Source organism: Embleya sp. NPDC055664, from assembly GCF_053618075.1.
In genome coordinates this window covers 102,329-118,771 of record NZ_JBSHGZ010000023.1, presented here as the reverse complement: position 1 = coordinate 118,771, position 16,443 = coordinate 102,329, and the positions used below count along the sequence as shown (strand labels likewise).

At 68.5% G+C, this 16,443-nt stretch carries 13 protein-coding genes and 1 pseudogene; 12 read left to right on the top strand and 2 right to left on the bottom strand.

What is annotated here, in order from left to right; all coding sequences use genetic code 11:
- Positions 1-971: 971 nt before the first annotated feature.
- The 3 genes and pseudogenes from ACWGR4_RS30630 to ACWGR4_RS30620 all read left to right on the top strand — a co-directional run bounded on the left by ACWGR4_RS30630 (position 972) and on the right by ACWGR4_RS30620 (position 2,410).
- Positions 972-1,238, top strand: a complete 267-nt coding sequence (locus tag ACWGR4_RS30630; protein ID WP_452129460.1) for a hypothetical protein — start codon at positions 972-974, stop codon at positions 1,236-1,238.
- An 88-nt stretch (positions 1,239-1,326) separates the two neighbouring features.
- Positions 1,327-1,482: pseudogene (locus tag ACWGR4_RS30625) on the top strand (ISL3 family transposase); the annotation flags it as partial.
- A 631-nt stretch (positions 1,483-2,113) separates the two neighbouring features.
- The gene (locus ACWGR4_RS30620; protein ID WP_452129512.1) at positions 2,114-2,410 is read left to right on the top strand and encodes a hypothetical protein; all 297 of its coding nucleotides are present in this window, start codon (positions 2,114-2,116) and stop codon (positions 2,408-2,410) included.
- A gap of 106 nt (positions 2,411-2,516) precedes the next feature.
- On the opposite strand, the gene ACWGR4_RS30615 is transcribed toward ACWGR4_RS30620, so the two are convergent.
- Positions 2,517-3,242 carry a phosphotransferase family protein gene (locus ACWGR4_RS30615; protein ID WP_452129461.1) on the bottom strand — a complete coding sequence of 242 codons (726 nt, stop codon included), beginning with the start codon at positions 3,240-3,242 and terminating at the stop codon, positions 2,517-2,519.
- A gap of 283 nt (positions 3,243-3,525) precedes the next feature.
- On the opposite strand from ACWGR4_RS30615, the gene ACWGR4_RS30610 reads away from it, so the two are divergent.
- Together ACWGR4_RS30610 and ACWGR4_RS30605 are read left to right on the top strand one after the other, a co-directional pair.
- The gene (locus ACWGR4_RS30610; protein WP_452129509.1) at positions 3,526-3,969 is read left to right on the top strand and encodes a winged helix-turn-helix domain-containing protein; all 444 of its coding nucleotides are present in this window, start codon (positions 3,526-3,528) and stop codon (positions 3,967-3,969) included.
- On the top strand, positions 3,966-4,496 hold the full coding sequence (locus ACWGR4_RS30605; RefSeq protein ID WP_452129462.1) for a transposase: 531 nt from the start codon (positions 3,966-3,968) through the stop codon (positions 4,494-4,496). The genes ACWGR4_RS30610 and ACWGR4_RS30605 overlap by 4 nt, the downstream gene beginning before the upstream one ends.
- On the opposite strand, the gene ACWGR4_RS30600 is transcribed toward ACWGR4_RS30605, so the two are convergent.
- A complete protein-coding gene (locus ACWGR4_RS30600) occupies positions 4,459-5,007 on the bottom strand; it encodes a transposase family protein (RefSeq protein ID WP_452129463.1) in 549 nt (182 codons plus the stop codon). The two genes, ACWGR4_RS30605 and ACWGR4_RS30600, sit on opposite strands and share 38 nt — an antisense overlap.
- 283 nt (positions 5,008-5,290) lie before the next feature.
- On the opposite strand from ACWGR4_RS30600, the gene ACWGR4_RS30595 reads away from it, so the two are divergent.
- The 7 genes from ACWGR4_RS30595 to ACWGR4_RS30565 all read left to right on the top strand — a co-directional run bounded on the left by ACWGR4_RS30595 (position 5,291) and on the right by ACWGR4_RS30565 (position 16,388).
- Positions 5,291-9,628: an AAA family ATPase gene (locus ACWGR4_RS30595; RefSeq protein ID WP_452129464.1), complete on the top strand. Its 4,338-nt coding sequence runs from the start codon at positions 5,291-5,293 to the stop codon at positions 9,626-9,628.
- Positions 9,625-10,473 (top strand): serine peptidase, encoded by an 849-nt coding sequence (locus ACWGR4_RS30590; protein ID WP_452129465.1) that lies wholly within the window; start codon positions 9,625-9,627, stop codon positions 10,471-10,473. The genes ACWGR4_RS30595 and ACWGR4_RS30590 overlap by 4 nt, the downstream gene beginning before the upstream one ends.
- Before the next feature lie 48 nt (positions 10,474-10,521).
- On the top strand, positions 10,522-12,423 hold the full coding sequence (locus ACWGR4_RS30585) for a WD40 repeat domain-containing protein (protein WP_452129466.1): 1,902 nt from the start codon (positions 10,522-10,524) through the stop codon (positions 12,421-12,423).
- A gap of 89 nt (positions 12,424-12,512) precedes the next feature.
- The gene (locus ACWGR4_RS30580; RefSeq protein WP_452129467.1) at positions 12,513-13,388 is read left to right on the top strand and encodes a class I SAM-dependent methyltransferase; all 876 of its coding nucleotides are present in this window, start codon (positions 12,513-12,515) and stop codon (positions 13,386-13,388) included.
- A gap of 88 nt (positions 13,389-13,476) precedes the next feature.
- Positions 13,477-14,343 (top strand): hypothetical protein, encoded by an 867-nt coding sequence (locus ACWGR4_RS30575; protein ID WP_452129468.1) that lies wholly within the window; start codon positions 13,477-13,479, stop codon positions 14,341-14,343.
- A gap of 239 nt (positions 14,344-14,582) precedes the next feature.
- Positions 14,583-15,551 (top strand): questin oxidase family protein, encoded by a 969-nt coding sequence (locus tag ACWGR4_RS30570; protein ID WP_452129469.1) that lies wholly within the window; start codon positions 14,583-14,585, stop codon positions 15,549-15,551.
- Positions 15,552-15,701: 150 nt separating this feature from the next.
- Complete coding sequence (locus tag ACWGR4_RS30565) at positions 15,702-16,388, top strand: SDR family NAD(P)-dependent oxidoreductase (RefSeq protein ID WP_452129470.1); 687 nt, start codon at positions 15,702-15,704, stop codon at positions 16,386-16,388.
- Positions 16,389-16,443: the final 55 nt, after the last annotated feature.

The window sequence follows — 16,443 nt, the reverse complement described above, 5'->3', positions numbered from 1 at the left end:
GTCCTCCTTCGCCTATCGATCCGAGTCCGCCCGTTTCCTGGGCGCCCCCCCGGATTGTCGACTTCCGGCTCCGCGCGAAAGGCCACCGGCCACGCGTTCGGCGTCACGCGCGGCATCGCCCTGAGGGTGTACCTCACGGCGCTTCTCGTGGCGCGATCGCGCCGCTCACCGGGCGAGCGGCCGGGCAACGGCCTTCCTCGCGAAAGCGTGGTCGGCCACACCGTCGAAAGAGCCGAATCCGCGGACAGGGCAAGGGAGTTCGTCGCCGAGACGATAACTCGCAACGGTCTCGTCCCCGAGATCGTCCACGCCGACCGCGGAACGTCGATGACCTCGAGGAAGGTCTCCCAACTCCTGCTCGACCTCGGGATCGCCCGGAGCCCTCCCCGGCCGAGGGTCCCCAACGACAACCCCTACAGCGAGGCGCACTACCGTCAAGTACACGGGAGACTTTCCCGCCTCCTTCGACTCGCTCGCGCACGCCCGCGAGTTGTTTCGAGGCGCTCATCGCCCACTACAACCACGAGCACCGACACTCCGGGATCGGCTACCACACACCCGCTTCCGTGCACTTCGGCACCGCCGATCAGGTCCGCGACCAGCGAGCCGTGACCCCGCCCGACGCGTATGCCGCCCACCCCGAACGCTTCGGACGACGCCCCACACCACCCGAGATCCCCACCACCGCATGGATCAACGACCCCGCTGTCGGCGTACCAATGAATGCGACTCTGGCAAGATTTTCGTAGCCGGAGATCATCCCGAGATGATGGTCTGCCGGGTCGGCGGCGGGAAACCTCTGACTATGTTCTATCGAACTGTCGCAATTGATACCGAACTTGGCCGACGTCCTGGTGACCTCGACCGATCTCACGGGCCCCGTGATCGGGATCCGGGCTCGCACGAACTCCCGTGCCGCAGCGACGTGTACGGGGTGTGGTGTGCCGAGCGAGTGGAGCCACAGTCGCTACGTGCGTCACCTTGCAGATACCGCGGTCGGGGGTCGGCCGGTGCGGATCGACCTGAGTGTGCGCCGTCTGTACTGCGAGAATCCGTCCTGCCCGAAGGTGACCTTCGCCGAACAGGTGCCGGGGTGGACCGAGCGCTGCCAACGACGCACTCCGCTGCTGCAGCGCGTGGTCGAGGAGGTCGGCATCCTCCTGGCGGGCCGCGGCGGGGCCGGATGCTGCGGGTCGTCGACGTCGCGCTCTCGCGAAGTACCGTGCTCGCCCAGCTGATGCGCATGCCGCTCCCCCCGCTCGTCACACCCCGCGTCCTGGAGGTGGACGACTTCGCGCTGTACTGGACACCTACGGCACCCTCCTGGTGGACGCCACCACCCGGCTCCCGCTCACCCTCCGGGAAGGCCGGGAAGCCGAACAGCTCGGCCGATGGTTGCGTGGGCACCCCGGCGTCGAGATCGCCTGCCGCGACGGGTCACTCGCCTACCGGCAAGGCAGCGCCGCGGGCGCTCCCGACGCCCTCCAGGTCAGCGACCGTTTTCATATCCGGCAGGGCCTGTCCCGGCGCGTGAGGGATGTCGCCTCCGCCCACTGCGGCTGCCTGCCCGCCGCGCTGCCGGAACCCGAGGACACCGCCCCGGAACCCGACGGGGCGGCAACCACGGTGGACACACGCGCCGGCCGCCACGCACGGCGGCTGTTCGAAGCCGTGCACGCGGCCACCGACACCGGTCGCTCCCACAGCAGTGTGGCCCGCGAACTCGGCCCGGACCGCCGCACGGTGCGCAAGTACGCCCGCGCCCGCACCCGGCAGGACGTCGTGCGCCGGCCGCCCCGCCGACCGTCCACACCTGATCCGTACCTCGACTACCTCCAACAACGCTGGGACGAGGGCGAGCACAGCGCCACCGCCCTTCATCAGGAGCTCTCGGTCAAGGGCTACACGGGCCACTACCAGCGCGTGAAGATGGCGGTCGCGCCCCTGCGGCGCGGACTGCCCCTGGACGAGCCGCGCGAACGACCGCCCTCCCCACGCGAGGCCGCACGCCGGATCGTCACCGCTCCCCACCGGCCCCCCGCACACCGCCGAGCGCCTGCACCGCTGCCCGGAACTCCACCGCACCCACGACCTGGTCCGGCAGTTCGCCGCCATGCTCGACACCCACGACGCCACACCACTGCTGGCCTGGCTCAACCGACTCACCGCCAGTGGACTGGCACCTCTCGTCGGGCTTGCGGCAGCCCCGCGCGAGGACCGGGACGCGGTCGTCCAGGGGATCACGACCCCCGACAACTCCGGCGTCAACGAAGGCCGCATCACCGACGTGAAACTTCAGAAGCGCATCATGGCGGGACGCGCCGGCGTTCCCCTCCTTCGCCACCGCGTCGTCCTGATCGCCCACCTACGCCGCAGATATCCGGATCGGCAGACCACGATCTCGGGATGATCTCCGGCTACGAAAATCTTGCCAGAGCCACTTTGAGTTGTACGCCGACAGCAACCACCGCCACCGCGGTTAACAGACAAGACCCGGCAGATTGGCGCGCGCAGCCTCACATCCTGGATCTCAGCACGTCGATCTCACAGCCCGGCGCGGACGGGTCGAAGCCGTGCTCGATCAGCCAGCGAACTGCCAGCAGGCTTCGCAAAGACCACCACGCGTGGATCACGTCGCGGTCGATGTCGGTGCCGTAGCCGGCGATGATGTCGTCGATGTGCTCCTCGTGTCCGAGCGTGAAGGTGGCGAGGTCGTACAGGGCATCACCCTGGCCCGCCTCGGACCAGTCGATGATGCCGGTGACCTCGTCGCCGTCGACGAAGACGTGCGCGATCTGTAGGTCGCCGTGTGTGAACGCCGGAGTCCACGGCCGGAGCGCGGCCTCGGCGACCTGGCGGTTGGGGGTGACCAGGTCGGCGGGCAGGAGGCCGTTCGTTACGAGCAACTCGCACTCGTCGTCGAGTTCCGCCGCCAGCGCGACGATGCTCCGCCCGGCCCGGCCCGGCAGCGGCGCGTCGTGCAGCTTCCGGATGGCGGCCCACGCCGCCGGCGACCCGGTTGACGGCCCGCCGAGGCGCCCGAGCGTCGTCCCCGGGAGTGCAGCGATCGCGAGCACGGGCGGCTTGCGCCACAGGACCTCCGGGGTCGGGACCGGGGCGAGCGACATTGCCTCGATCTCGACGTCGATGCGCGCCTGATCGGCGTCCACCTTCAAGAACACGTCACCGACGCGCAGAGTCGCGCGCTCGGAATGGGCGACGACGACTTTGACCTCATCCATGGACGGCAGTATCCCGGGGATGACCGCCGACATCGCCAGGATTATCGCGTGCGATTACGCGGCTGACCACGTCTCGCTATCGGCAGCCTCAGACACGACACCGACCCGGTCCCACCACTTTTGTTAGGAGTCCAAGAGTCACCAGGCGCCAAGGAAACCTGCACTACTGAGGTTTCCGAATCCGATTGACGGTGTGTCATATGTGGGCATACACGCTGTATGAGGGTCTCGGGGATGACTCCGGCGGAACGGGAGAGCCGGGAGAAGTTGCGGTTGCGGGCGGCTGGTTGGTTGGTTCGCCGAGGGTGTGTCGCAGGCCGAGGTGGCCCGCCGTGTGGGGGTGTCCCCGCAGGCGGTGTCGACGTGGCATCGAGGATGGGTGGAGGGCGGAGACGACGCCCTGCGGTCGGCCGGTCCGCTCGGTGCCCGGCGGCGGGTGTCGGACCGGGAGTTCGCCGAGGTGGCGGCGGTGCTCGAAGCAGGTCCGGAGGCGTCCGGTTTCACCGGGCAGGTCTGGACGCTCGCGCGGGTCGGGCGGGTGATCACGCAGGTCACCGGGGTGGTCTACGCGTCGCCGTCGAGTGTGTGGCGGCTGTTGAAGGCGCACGGTTGGTCGCGGCAGCGGCCCGCCCGCCGCGCGTTGGAACGGGACGACGAGGCGGTGACGACCTGGAGGAGCACGGTGTGGCCCCGGGTAGAACCACCGCGGGACGGACCGGTGCGGTGATCGTGTTCTCGGACGAGTCGGCGCTGTCGCTGCTGCCCCCGGTCCGCGCGACGTGGGCCCCGCGGGGCCGCACCCCCACGGTGCGCGTGCGGATGGGAAAACGGCCGAAGACCTCGCTGGTCGGCTGGTGCTGCCACCCGCCCGACGGACCGCCCAGGTTCCTCTACCGCATGGTGCCCGGCTCGGTGAACGATCGAGAGCCGATCCGCCAACTGCCGCAGATTCACAGGACGTTCGACCGACCGCTCATACTGATATGGGACAACCTGGGCAGTCATCGCAGTCGCCGGATGCGGGCCTTCATGGAGCGAGTCGACTGGCTGAGCCTGGTCTTCCTGCCTCCGTACGCCCCCGACCTCAATCCGGTCGAAGGCAGCTGGGCACATCTGAAGAACGGACCCCTTGCCAACCTCGGAGCACGTACCCTCGACGAGTTGGTCACCGTCGCCCGCCGAGGCCTGCGGGACATCCAACACCGCCCCGCCCTCCTCAACGGCTTCCTCGCAGCAACTGACCTGACGTGGTGAAACCAATATCAACCCGATCCGCAAAGCTCAGTAAGACCTGTGGAACTCGCAGCGGGGGCAGCGGGATTGCCGCCGGGATGCGCAGCGCGGTGCACCGCGACAGCCCCGCTCCGAGCGCCTTCGGCGTCCGTGCGCCTGCACGGCCTGCGAGTTCCCGCACCACGGTACGGACTTGGGTGAGCAGCCGCACTGTCCGCCGCTGGTAGCGCTCCAGCACGCCGGGGATCTGCTCACGGAATGTGATGCGGAGGCAGGCCGATGTGGGGCAGACAAGGCGGCGGAACCGAGCGACTGTGACCACCCGCCCGCCGTCGATGGGCACATCGGTCACCGTGCGTTCATGGAAGGCGTGCATCCGACCGGTCCGACCGCCGCAATCCGGGCAATCCACCGGACCGCCAGGCGTCCGGGCCCGCACTCGGATGACCTCGCCCCTGTCCGCAACCTCCTCGACCAACAGCGACGCAAGACCCGAAAAGACCACGCCCGCAAGCTCATTCGCACTCGACACCCGAACACGATCACGGACTCACGCTCCGTTACCACCGAATGTGAGGCAGACCCGTTCGATTTACAGACCCTCGGTCTCTATCCGAGGGCGGGTATTCCGGATGTATTCGGGGGAATCAGGCGAAACTGCATACAGGGCAGGGGTGGGTGACTATCGTTGGCCGGGGTGCTCGTCAGCGTGAACAGTTGGCGATGGCGGAAGCAGATGTGACTTCCGGGGGGTGGGTCCCGTGGGGTGGCGCACGGATGGCTCGGCGCGCGGGAGGACTGCGGTGCGGCGTCGGGTGTTGAGTATCGCGATCCCGGATTTCGCCGATGGCGGGTTCGCCCCCCTGCGTTTCGCGGACGATCGTCGGCAGGCAGTGATCGCGGCCTTCGCGGGTCACGGTTACGAGGTCGTGGAGGTTCCTCCGGTGGCGAACCTCACTGCTCGGCGGATCGGTGACTTGGTGGAGTCGGCGCTGGAGGAGTCGACGGCGGAGGACTTGCTGGTTGTGCATGTGCTCAGCCACGGGACTTCGCGCAGCAGGTCGGTTCAGGTGGTTGGTTCGGACGGACGGTCCACGTCCCGAAGCGACCTCAACAGTTGGATGACCGATGCGAGTGGGGCGGGCCGGGCGGAGGACAGGAGCGAAGGCGACGCCGGGGGGCTTCGGGTGCCCTTGACGTTGTTTCTGGTCGATGTGTGCGGGGCGGGGCAGGCCACGCGGCTCGACTGGCAGAACGATATCGACGACGAGCAGCGGCGGGCCTGGGCATTGGCGGGATGTCAGCCGGACCAGCCCGCATTCAACGGATGGTTCAGCGAGGCGACGGCCGCCGTGGTGCGACGAATTGCGGCGGGTGACTTCGATGTTCACCCCTCGCACAGGTTCGTGCCGTTGTCGTTGGTGGCACAAGCCATTCGTAGGGAGACGCGCCGACTGTGCCGTGACGGCTATGTGCAACTGGTGGTGGGGACGCCGGTCGATCCGGCAGCCGACATCGACTTTCCGTTCTTCGACAACCCGGCCTACGTGAGCGGCGCCGCGATGCGACGTCACGGTTGGGAGTCGCTCGCTTCCGATCTCCGGCGATTCTTCGAGGAGGTCGACGAGCTTGTCGATCCCTGGCACTTCTATCAGCGGGCGTCCGGGCGGGGTCCGTCGGAGCGGATCGTGGCGGGATGCTTTCGGGGGCGGGAGCGGGAACTCAAGTCGTTGGGGGAGTGGCTCGACGGGCTGGAGTCCGGGCGACTTCGGGTCGTCACGGGAAGTCCCGGCAGCGGGAAGTCGGCCCTTCTCGGGATGCTGGTATGTGCCGCGCAGCCACTCCTGCACGATCGGACGGAGCATCTGTGGTCGCACCGCCGCGACGAGGTTCCCAGTGTCAACCCGCAGCTCGCCGCGTTGCACCTGCGGGAACAGGGAACCGAGGCGGCCTTGACGTCGCTGGTGCGGCAACTCGGGCTGTCGGGGACGGCCGTGCACTGGACGGTTGAGGCGATTGCGGATGCCTTGGCGCACCGTGCAGAGCCGACGGTGGTGATCATCGATGCGTTGGACGAGGCGGTTGATCCGCACCAGGTGCTGGGACGCTTGGTTCGACCCTTGCTGGAGCGGGACTTGGAGGATGGGCGACCGGCGTGCCGAATGTTGATCGCAACCCGGAACTGGGACATGTTCGAACCACTGTTCCGAACGGCGCGGGAACTCGGTGGATTGGTCGACCTCGACGACACCCCGATGGAGGAATTGCGGGTCGCGTTGCGGCGCTACGTCGCCGATCTGGTGGCGGCGATTCCGGAGGGTCGGGACCTGGCGCATCGCCCGGCGCGGGATGCCCTGGCCCTATCGGTGGCCGCGACGCTCACCCGTGAGCGGCCCGAGGCGGGGCAGCGATGGGGGGAGTTCCTGGTTGCGGGATTGTTCGTAAATCGGCTGCTCGACGCGCCCTTCGGGACTGACGCGGGTCTCGCAGCGGTGATCGGCAGTCGGATTCCGCGCACGCTTCCCGGGATTCTGGAGCTGGATCTGCGCGCGAATCAGAATCGGTGGTTGGAGCCGGTGCTGGGGGCCCTCGCGTTCGCCCGGGGACAGGGCATTCCACGCGCGATGTTGCGGGTGATGGCTTCGGTCTTCGTGGTGGACGGTGCGGGGCCCACCGAAGCGGACGAACCCGATGAGGCGGAGTTGACGGCTGTTCTGGAGCAGGTGAGATTCTACCTGAGGCGCGCGGTCGACTCGGACGGGAGCACTCTGTATCGCTTGTTCCATCAGGCGCTGGTCGACCACCTGCGGGCGTTGCACGGAGGTGACGGAGGCGCCGTGGAAGGGCGGATACTGGAACGGCTGCTGGGGAGTGTGGGCACCACGGCGGACGGGGCTCCCTATTGGGACGAGGCGGCGCCATATGTCCTGCGTAACGGGCTTGATCACGCGGTGGCCTGCGGACGGGTGGGGGAACTGCTTGGGGACGTCGAGTTTCTGGTGCACGCGGATGTGGACAGCGTGTTGGCGATTGGGGATGAGGCGGGCCCGGGCGACGGGTTGATGACGGTCTATCGAGCGTCGGTGGGGCGTCATCAGCGGGTCGGGGCGAACGACCGGCGGATGATCCTCACGGTCGACGCGGCGCGGCACGGACGACGAGACCTCGTAGTCCGGCTCTGCCGGCCTCCCGGGCAGCCGCCGTTGGGGTGGTGTCCGCGCTGGGTCACCGGGGCACCCGCGCGTTCGCTGCCAGCGGACGTCCCCGATCGGTTGCAGGACCGCATCGAGGCGATCGCGTGCACCGAGGTGGACGGGAGACCGGTCGCGGTGACGGGCGGCAACTCCGGTTGGATCGACGTCTGGGACTTGGGCGCGCGGAGGCGGACGGCGCGAGCCGAGACGCCGAGCGGTGTGGTGCGCGCCGTCGCGTGCGGATGGGTCGACGGGCGCGCGGTGGCGGTGACCGGAGAACGTACCGGATTTCTCCGTGTCTGGGAGTTGAGCGGCGACGGCATGGCTCCGGCGGGGGTGCTCGCGTCGGATGTCGGTACGGTGTGCTCCATTGCACGTGTGGCGGTCAGAGACCGCACCGTGATTGTGGCCTGTACCGCCGAGGGGCAGGTACGGCAGTGGGACCTGGCGAGCGGCGCGGAGGGGTCCGCATTCCCGGGGCACACGGGTGCGGTGTGGGCGATCGCTGGCCTGCCCACGGACGAGGATCCGCTATTGCTCACCGGGGGATACGACGGTACGGCACGGGTGTGGGATCCGACAGGCGGGACCGAACTCGACGGGCTGCCGAGGCACGCATGCGGTGTGTCGGCGGTGGCGGCTTACTGCACGCCGGGCCGGGCGGTGACCGGGGGGAGTGATGGGCGGCTTCGTCTGTTCGATCTGCGGGATCGGCGCGAACTGGCGTGCGTGGACTGTGGAACCGACTTGGTGTCGGCGGTGGCGAGCACCAGGGTGGGAGGGGAGCCGGTGGTGGTGGCCGGGGGCAGTGACGGCGTCCTCGCCGTCTGGGACCTCGCGCGAGGAATGCGTCGGTGGGACCTCGCGGGACACCGGGGCGGAGTCCGAGCCGTCGCATGCACCCGATTGGATGGGCGACCTGCAGCGGTATCCGCTGGCAACGACGGGATCCTGCGGGTATGGGATCTGGAAACCGGTGCACGGTGGGCTGAACTGGGCTCCGCTGTCCCGGTCCGGCCCCGGTCGCGCCGGACGGGCAGTGCGCGAGTTGGGCACTGGGAAGCGGTGCGGGCAGTGGCCACGTCGTCGGACGGCTCGGTTGCCGTAAGCGCGGGCACGGACAGGACCGTACGGATCTGGGATCTGGCTACAGGACGGCAACACGCCGCCTTTCGACGAGACGTCGACTGCGTGCGTGCCGTGGCGTGTGCGCGGGTCGACGGGCGGTTGACGATCGTGTCCGGGGGCAGTGACGGGAGCGTCCTCGCGCACGGGGCCGCCGCCGGGTCGGCGGGAACCGTGCTCGGCCGGCACACGGCCTCGGTACGGGCAGTTGCGTGTGCCCTGATCGATGGTCGAGCGCGGGCGGTGACCGGGGGCAGCGACGGCACGCTCCGCCTCTGGGACCTCACGGCCCGGATGCCCGAGGTGGTTGTGGACATGCCCGACGGCGCCGACGTATGGGCGGTGGCATGCGGGGAGGCGCGCGGACGTTCGGTGGTGGCCGCGTCCACGGCGGACGCGGCGGTACGCGTCTGGGATCCCGTCGAACGGGCCGTATGTCTCGACCTCGGAGCATCGGCGGGGACCGTGTGGGGCCTCGCCTGCACAACAGTGCAAGGACGGTCGGTCCTGGTCACCGCAGGCTTCGACGGTGTGGTTGGGGTCTGGGATCTGAACTCGGGCGAGCGGCTCGGTGCTCTGCTCGGGCATACGAACTCCGTCGACACGGTGGCCTGCGCGACTGTCCACGGCCAACCCTGGGCCGTCACCGGAAGCAGTGACGGGACAGCGCGAGTCTGGGACCTGGCCGCCGCCGCGTGCCTGGGCACCGTGGCGTTGCCTGCCCCGGCGACCACGGTGGCGTTGGGGTCCGGAGGCGAACTGGTGGTCGGATTCGACTGGGAGGTGGCGGTGTTGGAACGTCTAGGAGACTCCGGGGCGGGCGAGAGCGGATGACCGTGATCCTGGGTGTCCACGGAGTCGGCAATCACCAGGCCAAGTTGAGCGCCGACCAGGCGAGTACACGACTGGGGGAGCGGTGGACGACGGCGCTGCGCGCTGGATTGGGACCGGACGGGCCCTCGTTCGACCTGCGGGTCGCCTACTACGCCCCATTCCTGCATACCGTGACGGCGCAGAACGGGGGCGACGATCCGGACCGAATACTTCCCCCACACACCCGCGCGATGATACGGGCCTGGGCCGACCAGGTGGCACCGATGTCGGCAGGGGTTGCACAAGGGCGGCTCACCGTTCCGCTGCGCGCCGCAGTCGATCGGATCGCCCGGAAGAACGGCCGCAGCACGGATCTGCTGCGCCGGTTCGTGATCACCTTCTTTCGCGAGGTTGATGCCTACCTGACCGACGATGGCGACAGGGCAGGGGAGATCCGGCTGCGGACGCGGGCGCATGTGGCCGAGCGGATCATCGAACTCCGGCCGCGCGTCGTGGTCGCCCACTCGCTGGGATCGGTCGTCGCGTACGAGGCGTTGTGGACGGCTCCCCAGGTAGAGATCGACCTCTTCCTCACACTGGGTTCACCGCTGGCCATGCCGACGGTCGTCTACCCCCGGCTTCGACCCGACCCGGGAGGCTTCGGTGCCCGGCCACCCGGCGTCCGGCAGTGGATCAACGTGGCCGACGTCGGGGACCTCGTCGCAGTTCCGCGCGGCTTCGCCCGGCACTTCGACGTGCACCGTGACTTGGTCGACTCGATCGGCCGGGTCGACTTCCATACATCCGGCAACTACCTGTCCGCCAGGGCCACCTCCACCGTGCTGACCGCCCTGTTGGGTCCGTGACGACAGCAGCGAGGCGCGGCGGTGACCTGTTCGTCTGGAGGAACAGTCATGCTCACGGGCATCTTTCGGAACGCCTTGTCGGCAGTCGACCCGGCGTCCCTATGGCAGGAACAGGCATACCTCGACGGCCATCTGGCCCCGCTCACCGCCGTGGACGCGGCAACCGTCGGCACTCCGGACAGCAGGCCGGTGGTCACCGGCGGGTACGACGGCCATGTCATCGGCTGGGCCCCCGATCTCAGGACCGTGCGTTGGTGGTGCCGCTTACCGGACCTGGTGAACGCGGTCGCCCTGTGCCCGGACGGGAAGCGGGTGGCGGTGGCGGTGGCTGACGGATACGCCTACGTCCTGGCCACGACCGACGGAATGATTCTGGAACGACTCGGCCCGCATCGGGACGACGTCAACGACGTGTCCTGGTCACCGGCGCACGTCGGTACGCTGGTGACAGCTTGCGACGCTGGGGACCCGGACGTGTACGTCTGGCGGCTCGGCCCCGACGGCCCGAAGGCCGTACGGGTTTCCGGACACCGGCACGGAGTCTTCGCGATCGGACACGCCCGATCCGGTACAGCCGTGGCGACCGCGTCCGAGGACGGAACGGTGCGCGTCTGGCGCTCCGACGACGCGCAGACCCTCGCGGTTCTGTCGCACCCCGGAGACGTCGAAACCGTGGCCTGGTCCCCGAACGACCGTTGGCTGGCCACGGGGTGTGACGACGGAATCCTGCGCCTGTGGTCCACGGAAACCTGGCGGGTGGCGCGTGTGCTGAACGACGCCCGCGCGGCCGTCCGAAGGGTCGGATTCTCGCCCGCCGGCGGCACCGTATTCGGCGCCTCGTACGACGGAACAATCCGACTGTACGAGGTCGCTTCCGGGAACCTGCGAGGAGAATGCCGAGGGCACCTGCAGTGGGAACGAGCCTGCGTCATGATTGACGAGGAAACGCTGCTGGTCGGCTCGTTCGGCGGTCGCCTCGCCCGACGCGAGGTTTCTCGTCGGACTGACTCGACATCCCCCCGCCGGGAGGCGCCCGACGACCCGCCGCCGCCCGGAACGCGCGGTATCAACACCCTTGTCGCCGGAGACGACGGCGAGATCGTCGTAGGCACCGACTGCGGCCTCGTCACCCGCGTCGGCACCGCCGTTGCCCCCCTGTACCGGACCACGACCCTGATCTGCGCGGTACGCCGAAACGAGGTGCTCGGCCTGGTGGCCGTCGGAGACTACCTGGGACGGCTGGCGGTGTCCCAAGCCGGCGAGCCGGCAGAGGTGATTGCATCCGCGCCCGGAGGCCCGTTGAACGCGGTGGAGTTCCTCCCGGACGGCACCGTCGTCAGCGGCGGCTACGACGGCGTCCTGCGCCGATGGTCCCCCAACGGGATCGAACTCGACCGGGTGCGCGCCCACAAGGGACCGATCAAGGCGCTCGCGTGGTGCTCGGCGGCGAGAGTGCTGGTGTGCGGTTCCGCAGACGACACGCTGAGTGCCTGGCAAGTCGACTACGGCTGGAAGGAGGCGGACCGGTACGCGGATTCGGACCTGACTCTGGTCAACTCCGTCTCCAGTCCCGATGAACGGCCCTGGGTGGCCACTGGATCGCGGGACGGCGCCGTCCGGCTCTGGCACCCCGGTACCGGAGAGCGACCCCTGCGACTTCCCACCGTGCACGCCAAGTCGGTGAAGACCGTGGCGGCGTCGGCGGACGGCCGGCTGGTGGTTAGCGGGAGCTACGACGGCACCGTGTGCTGCTGGTATCTCGACGAGACCGAGGCCTTGTCAGGCTGGCGCAGGCTTTTCCTGCACGGCAAACCCGGAGTCTCCTGCGTGGCGGTGACCCGTGATCGCATCATCACGGCGGGATGGGCTGGGGACATCGCCTCCTGGACCCGCGAAGGACGTCTGATCGGACATCAGGTCTTCGTAGACACGGCGACGGTTACGCGGTGAACGACCACCGCACGACCGGCGCGGAAGCAGCCTTGGTCGACCTCCTAAGCACCGCCTCCGCGCCTGCACTCGCCTCATTCGCAGGTGGCTTGACCGCATTTCTGGCCGACCTCGATGCCCTCGAACCTGCCGCCCCGGACGGTGCTCACGACGACCTGCGGCGCATGTCCGCCCTCACGACCCCGCTGCTTCGCGGACCACGAGCGACCGGCGGTGACGTCCGCATCGGGACGGATCCCGACCACGACTACCGGGGATGGCACCGGCTCGCCCGCTCGGTCTGGTTCAACTGGGCAGAGGACGACCGCGATTGGGCAGCCGACGCGAGCCCGCCACGCTTGTGGGCGGCAGCCCAGATCTTCGCCCGCTCGGACGTCGGGGCACGGCTTCGGATCGCCGAAGTCGGTACCGGGGTGGGACGTCTCGGACACGACCTGCTGATCCACCGACCCCGCGCCAGGGTCTGGTTCGGCGACAACTCGCTGGAATCCCTGGCCCTGGCCGCGCTGTTGCATGCCGGCGGAAGCCTGACACTGCCGCGGCGGACCTCGTTCGATGACTCCGACAGCGGGGTGACCTGGTTCACCTGCCGTCCCCAGCCGAGCGCGATGCCCTCCCACCGGGCGCGCTACGCCCACAGGAGCCTGCCACCGGACGGGGACCACGACTTCGTCGTCGCGCTGAACTCGGTCAGCCTGTTCGACGAACCCCTGTGGACCGTGCGGGAACTCGTCCGCGTGCTGCGCCCCGGCGGCTACCTGATCCTGGCCGACCTCTTCTGCTGGCGGGTGGAGACGCCGCCTGCCCGTCGGGTGCGCGGAATGGACACGGTTGCCGAGGTCCTGCGAGCGGAGGGCTGTCGCATCGAGGATCGGATACGAGGGATCCCCTACCGAGAAAACTGGGGCTTCGAACGGTTCTACGACTGGAGGACACATGCACTCGTGGCGCGCCGCACGGCATGAACCCGTTTCGTCGCACTGCGGGGACACAGCGGTGGAACATCGGTCGCCCGGCGTGGTGGGATACTTGGCAGTCCTGCATCGCCTCCGCGTGGACACCATTCCGCGCGGCGACGGGGTCGGCCGCTCCGCGCGGACGATGCGTACGACATTGACCTGTGACGCGCCCCTGGTCGCCCTGCACCTGAGCGAACAGGGCATTCCGCCGATCTGCGTGCTCTCCCACCCCGGCCGCCGGGCCGCCGACCGGGCCGCGACCGCCCTGCTGCGCAAGCGCACGGCGCACCTGTGCCTGGGTCCCTGGCGAGGGGATCCGATCGAAACGGAGATCACCACTGACGAGGACCGAGTCTGGTTCAACTGGCCGGCTCCGGGCGTCGAGTCGCTGTGCCGGGCGAGCGCCTCGGTGCTGCGCGGGCGGGCCCTGCTCTACATCGATTCGTACCCGTGGCTGGAGGCGGCGGCCCTGCGAGTGGTGGCCGCCGCGCGGCCAAGTGGGGTGGTCGTGGTCAATCTCGGTCGGGTCGACCCGGTTGACGCGTCCGCGAGTCTCCGCCGCTGGACAATCCGGCTTCCCCAGGCCAGCGTTGTGGCGCAGGTGTGCGTGCCGGACCTGACATCGGAATCCGCACGGCGAGCTGCTGTCGATGCGATCCTGCGGGGCACCGGGTGTGCACACGCCGTCGTGACGTCGGGCGCAGAGGGCCTCGGGACGGCTGGCCCGGACGGATTCCACTGGTGGCGCCCACCGTTCGAGGGACGCAACGACACCTCCGGAGCTGGAGCGGCGGTGGCCGCGGCGCTGGTCGGATCGATCGGCGAACAGGGCCTGCGCTGGGACGCCGACACAGCCGCGACGTTGGCAGCAGCGGGGGCGGGACAATGTCGAGTGAATGGTCCATTGCCGGCGTCCGTCAGTGGGATTGTCGAGTCGTTCGCATCGCTCGGTTCGGAGTAATCGGAATATGTGGATATCACGTCGTTATCGGAGTCGGGTTGACCTAGGAGTCCTCGATGATCGGGAACCACGAGCCTCGTCCTTGGTAGGATTTCGGAGGAGTGGTCGAGAGGCGTTGCACACCTGAGATCAAGAAAGGGAGCTCTATGTCCACCCCGACGCAAACTCTCTGTGAATCTCTCGAGTCGATTCGGGACTGTGGGTGTGAATTTGATGGATACCTGTCGAATCACGGACCCATGGCCGCCGACGCTTTGATCGCGTTAGGTCACATGGACGTCGTTCCCGGCTGGATGCGACGATATCGACGGTTTCTCGAACCCAAGCCGGGGCCGGTCTCCACGATTCCCGACTCCGGAACGGAATGGCGTTCTGCGCTCGGCGACATCCGGCGGATCGAGGACTGGATCCAGTTCATGCGTCGCGCACTGGCCACCGCCGAATGGAGCGACGTCTTGGAGCTGTGGTGGCGACGTCTACTGCCGGGCATCTCCGCCGCTGCGGCACACGGCGTTCTGCGCACCGCTCACGCAACCAGGGCATTGGTCCGGGCCTCTCGGCCCGAGCCGCCGCTGCTTGACGAACTGGCGTGCGGTATGGGCTACTGGGCCGCCAGGTACCGGGCGCTGACGCCGACCCGGCGACTGGACGGCACTCGTCCGCTTGACGAGGCGCTGGCTCTGATCCCCCGGCTTGCACCGGAGGCCTCCCCTGTCGAGCCCGGCATCATGGGCCGCCTGGTGCCAGCCGCGAGGCTGCCCCACCTGCCCGACGCGGTAGACGCGCTGCGCCCCGACCCGGACGTGCATTCCGCGCTCAGCAGCCTGACAGGACACGCCGCGCGCGTCTTTCTCACCCAACCGAACGCGGCGATTCCTCTGGTGCATGCGCTGACGGCTCCCGCAGCCGTGCGATTGGTGCTGCCTCGACTCTCCTCGGAGCTGCACGCCCCTTCATTCGACGCAGTATGGCGTCTCTCGTCGATAATCGTTTCAGCCTACGACTCCAAGTCCACGCGGCTGCCCAGGGAAGCCACCGAGGGCGAGCCGGTTGCGCCCGGGGAATTGGTGGAACAGGCCGTCCGGCACGGAGACGAACACGTGCTCAAGATGACGGAGGCGTGTTTACGCGAGTATCGACTCCGCAACGACCCGGCATACTTGCTCGCGGCTGAGGCGAGCAGACAACGGATCCCGCGCGGCGAATGACGTCGGTGGATCCAGCAGGTATGCGCTTCCGAAAGTCCGGAGAACGGACTGAAATCGACGTTCTCGTCCCGTGCCGTCCGGGCTCCCGATAGTGTACCTGTCGTTCACCTATCGGCAAAGGCACATCCGAGCGCGAGGGAAGCAGTCCTGATGTATCGAAGAGCACTCGTCACCGGCGGCGGCAGCGGAACCGGACGTGAGGTCGCCAATCGGCTTACCGCAGCGGGAATGTCCGTCACCGTATGGGGCAGGTCTGCGCCCGCCTTGGAGGAGACCGTCCGAGCCGGCGGTGCCCAGGAGTGGCGATCGGTCGATGTCGCCAACGCCGACGCCGTGGCAGCGGGGGTGGCGGCCCTGTCAGCCGACGCTGATCCGGTGGGTCTGGTAGTGCACTGTGCCGGAATCTGGACGCCAGGCGCCCTCCACGAACTCACCGTACAGGCATTACGCGCCCACCTGGACGCTGTTGTGCTGGGCAGCGTGCTGATCGCCCGCGCCACGCACACCCTCATCGGAGACCACCCCGGGCATTTCGTCCAGGTGGCGGCGGCTTCGGCGAAACCGGGATTCCCGGACACCGCGCTGAACCAACTTGCCAAACGTGCGCAGGACGGGTTGCACGAGGGATTGACCCGAGAGTTGCGGCACTCGGCGATCCGGGTCACCACCATCTATCCGGATTCGGTGGCGGCGGACAACAGCTCGGCGGTGGCCAGTGGTTCCGCGATGTCGTACAGCGATGTTGCCGACGCCATTCTGTACGCGGTCGGCTCGGCAACCTCCGTAGTCCCGAGTGAACTGGTGCTGACCGCCCCTGGCAGCGGGCGATGGGAATAGTGGGACCTGGACGACTGGGTCTCACCCTGTGCCTAGGACGCGCCGATCAATGCGA

Bases quoted from the DNA above. Each gene is read 5' to 3' on its own strand.
- ACWGR4_RS30620 (WP_452129512.1), top strand. From the start codon at position 2,114: ATGCTCGACACCCACGACGCCACACCACTGCTGGCCTGGCTCAACCGA.
- ACWGR4_RS30615 (WP_452129461.1), bottom strand. From the start codon at position 3,242: ATGGATGAGGTCAAAGTCGTCGTCGCCCATTCCGAGCGCGCGACTCTG.
- ACWGR4_RS30590 (WP_452129465.1), top strand. From the start codon at position 9,625: ATGACCGTGATCCTGGGTGTCCACGGAGTCGGCAATCACCAGGCCAAG.
- ACWGR4_RS30585 (WP_452129466.1), top strand. From the start codon at position 10,522: ATGCTCACGGGCATCTTTCGGAACGCCTTGTCGGCAGTCGACCCGGCG.
- ACWGR4_RS30570 (WP_452129469.1), top strand. From the start codon at position 14,583: ATGGCCGCCGACGCTTTGATCGCGTTAGGTCACATGGACGTCGTTCCC.
- ACWGR4_RS30565 (WP_452129470.1), top strand. From the start codon at position 15,702: ATGTATCGAAGAGCACTCGTCACCGGCGGCGGCAGCGGAACCGGACGT.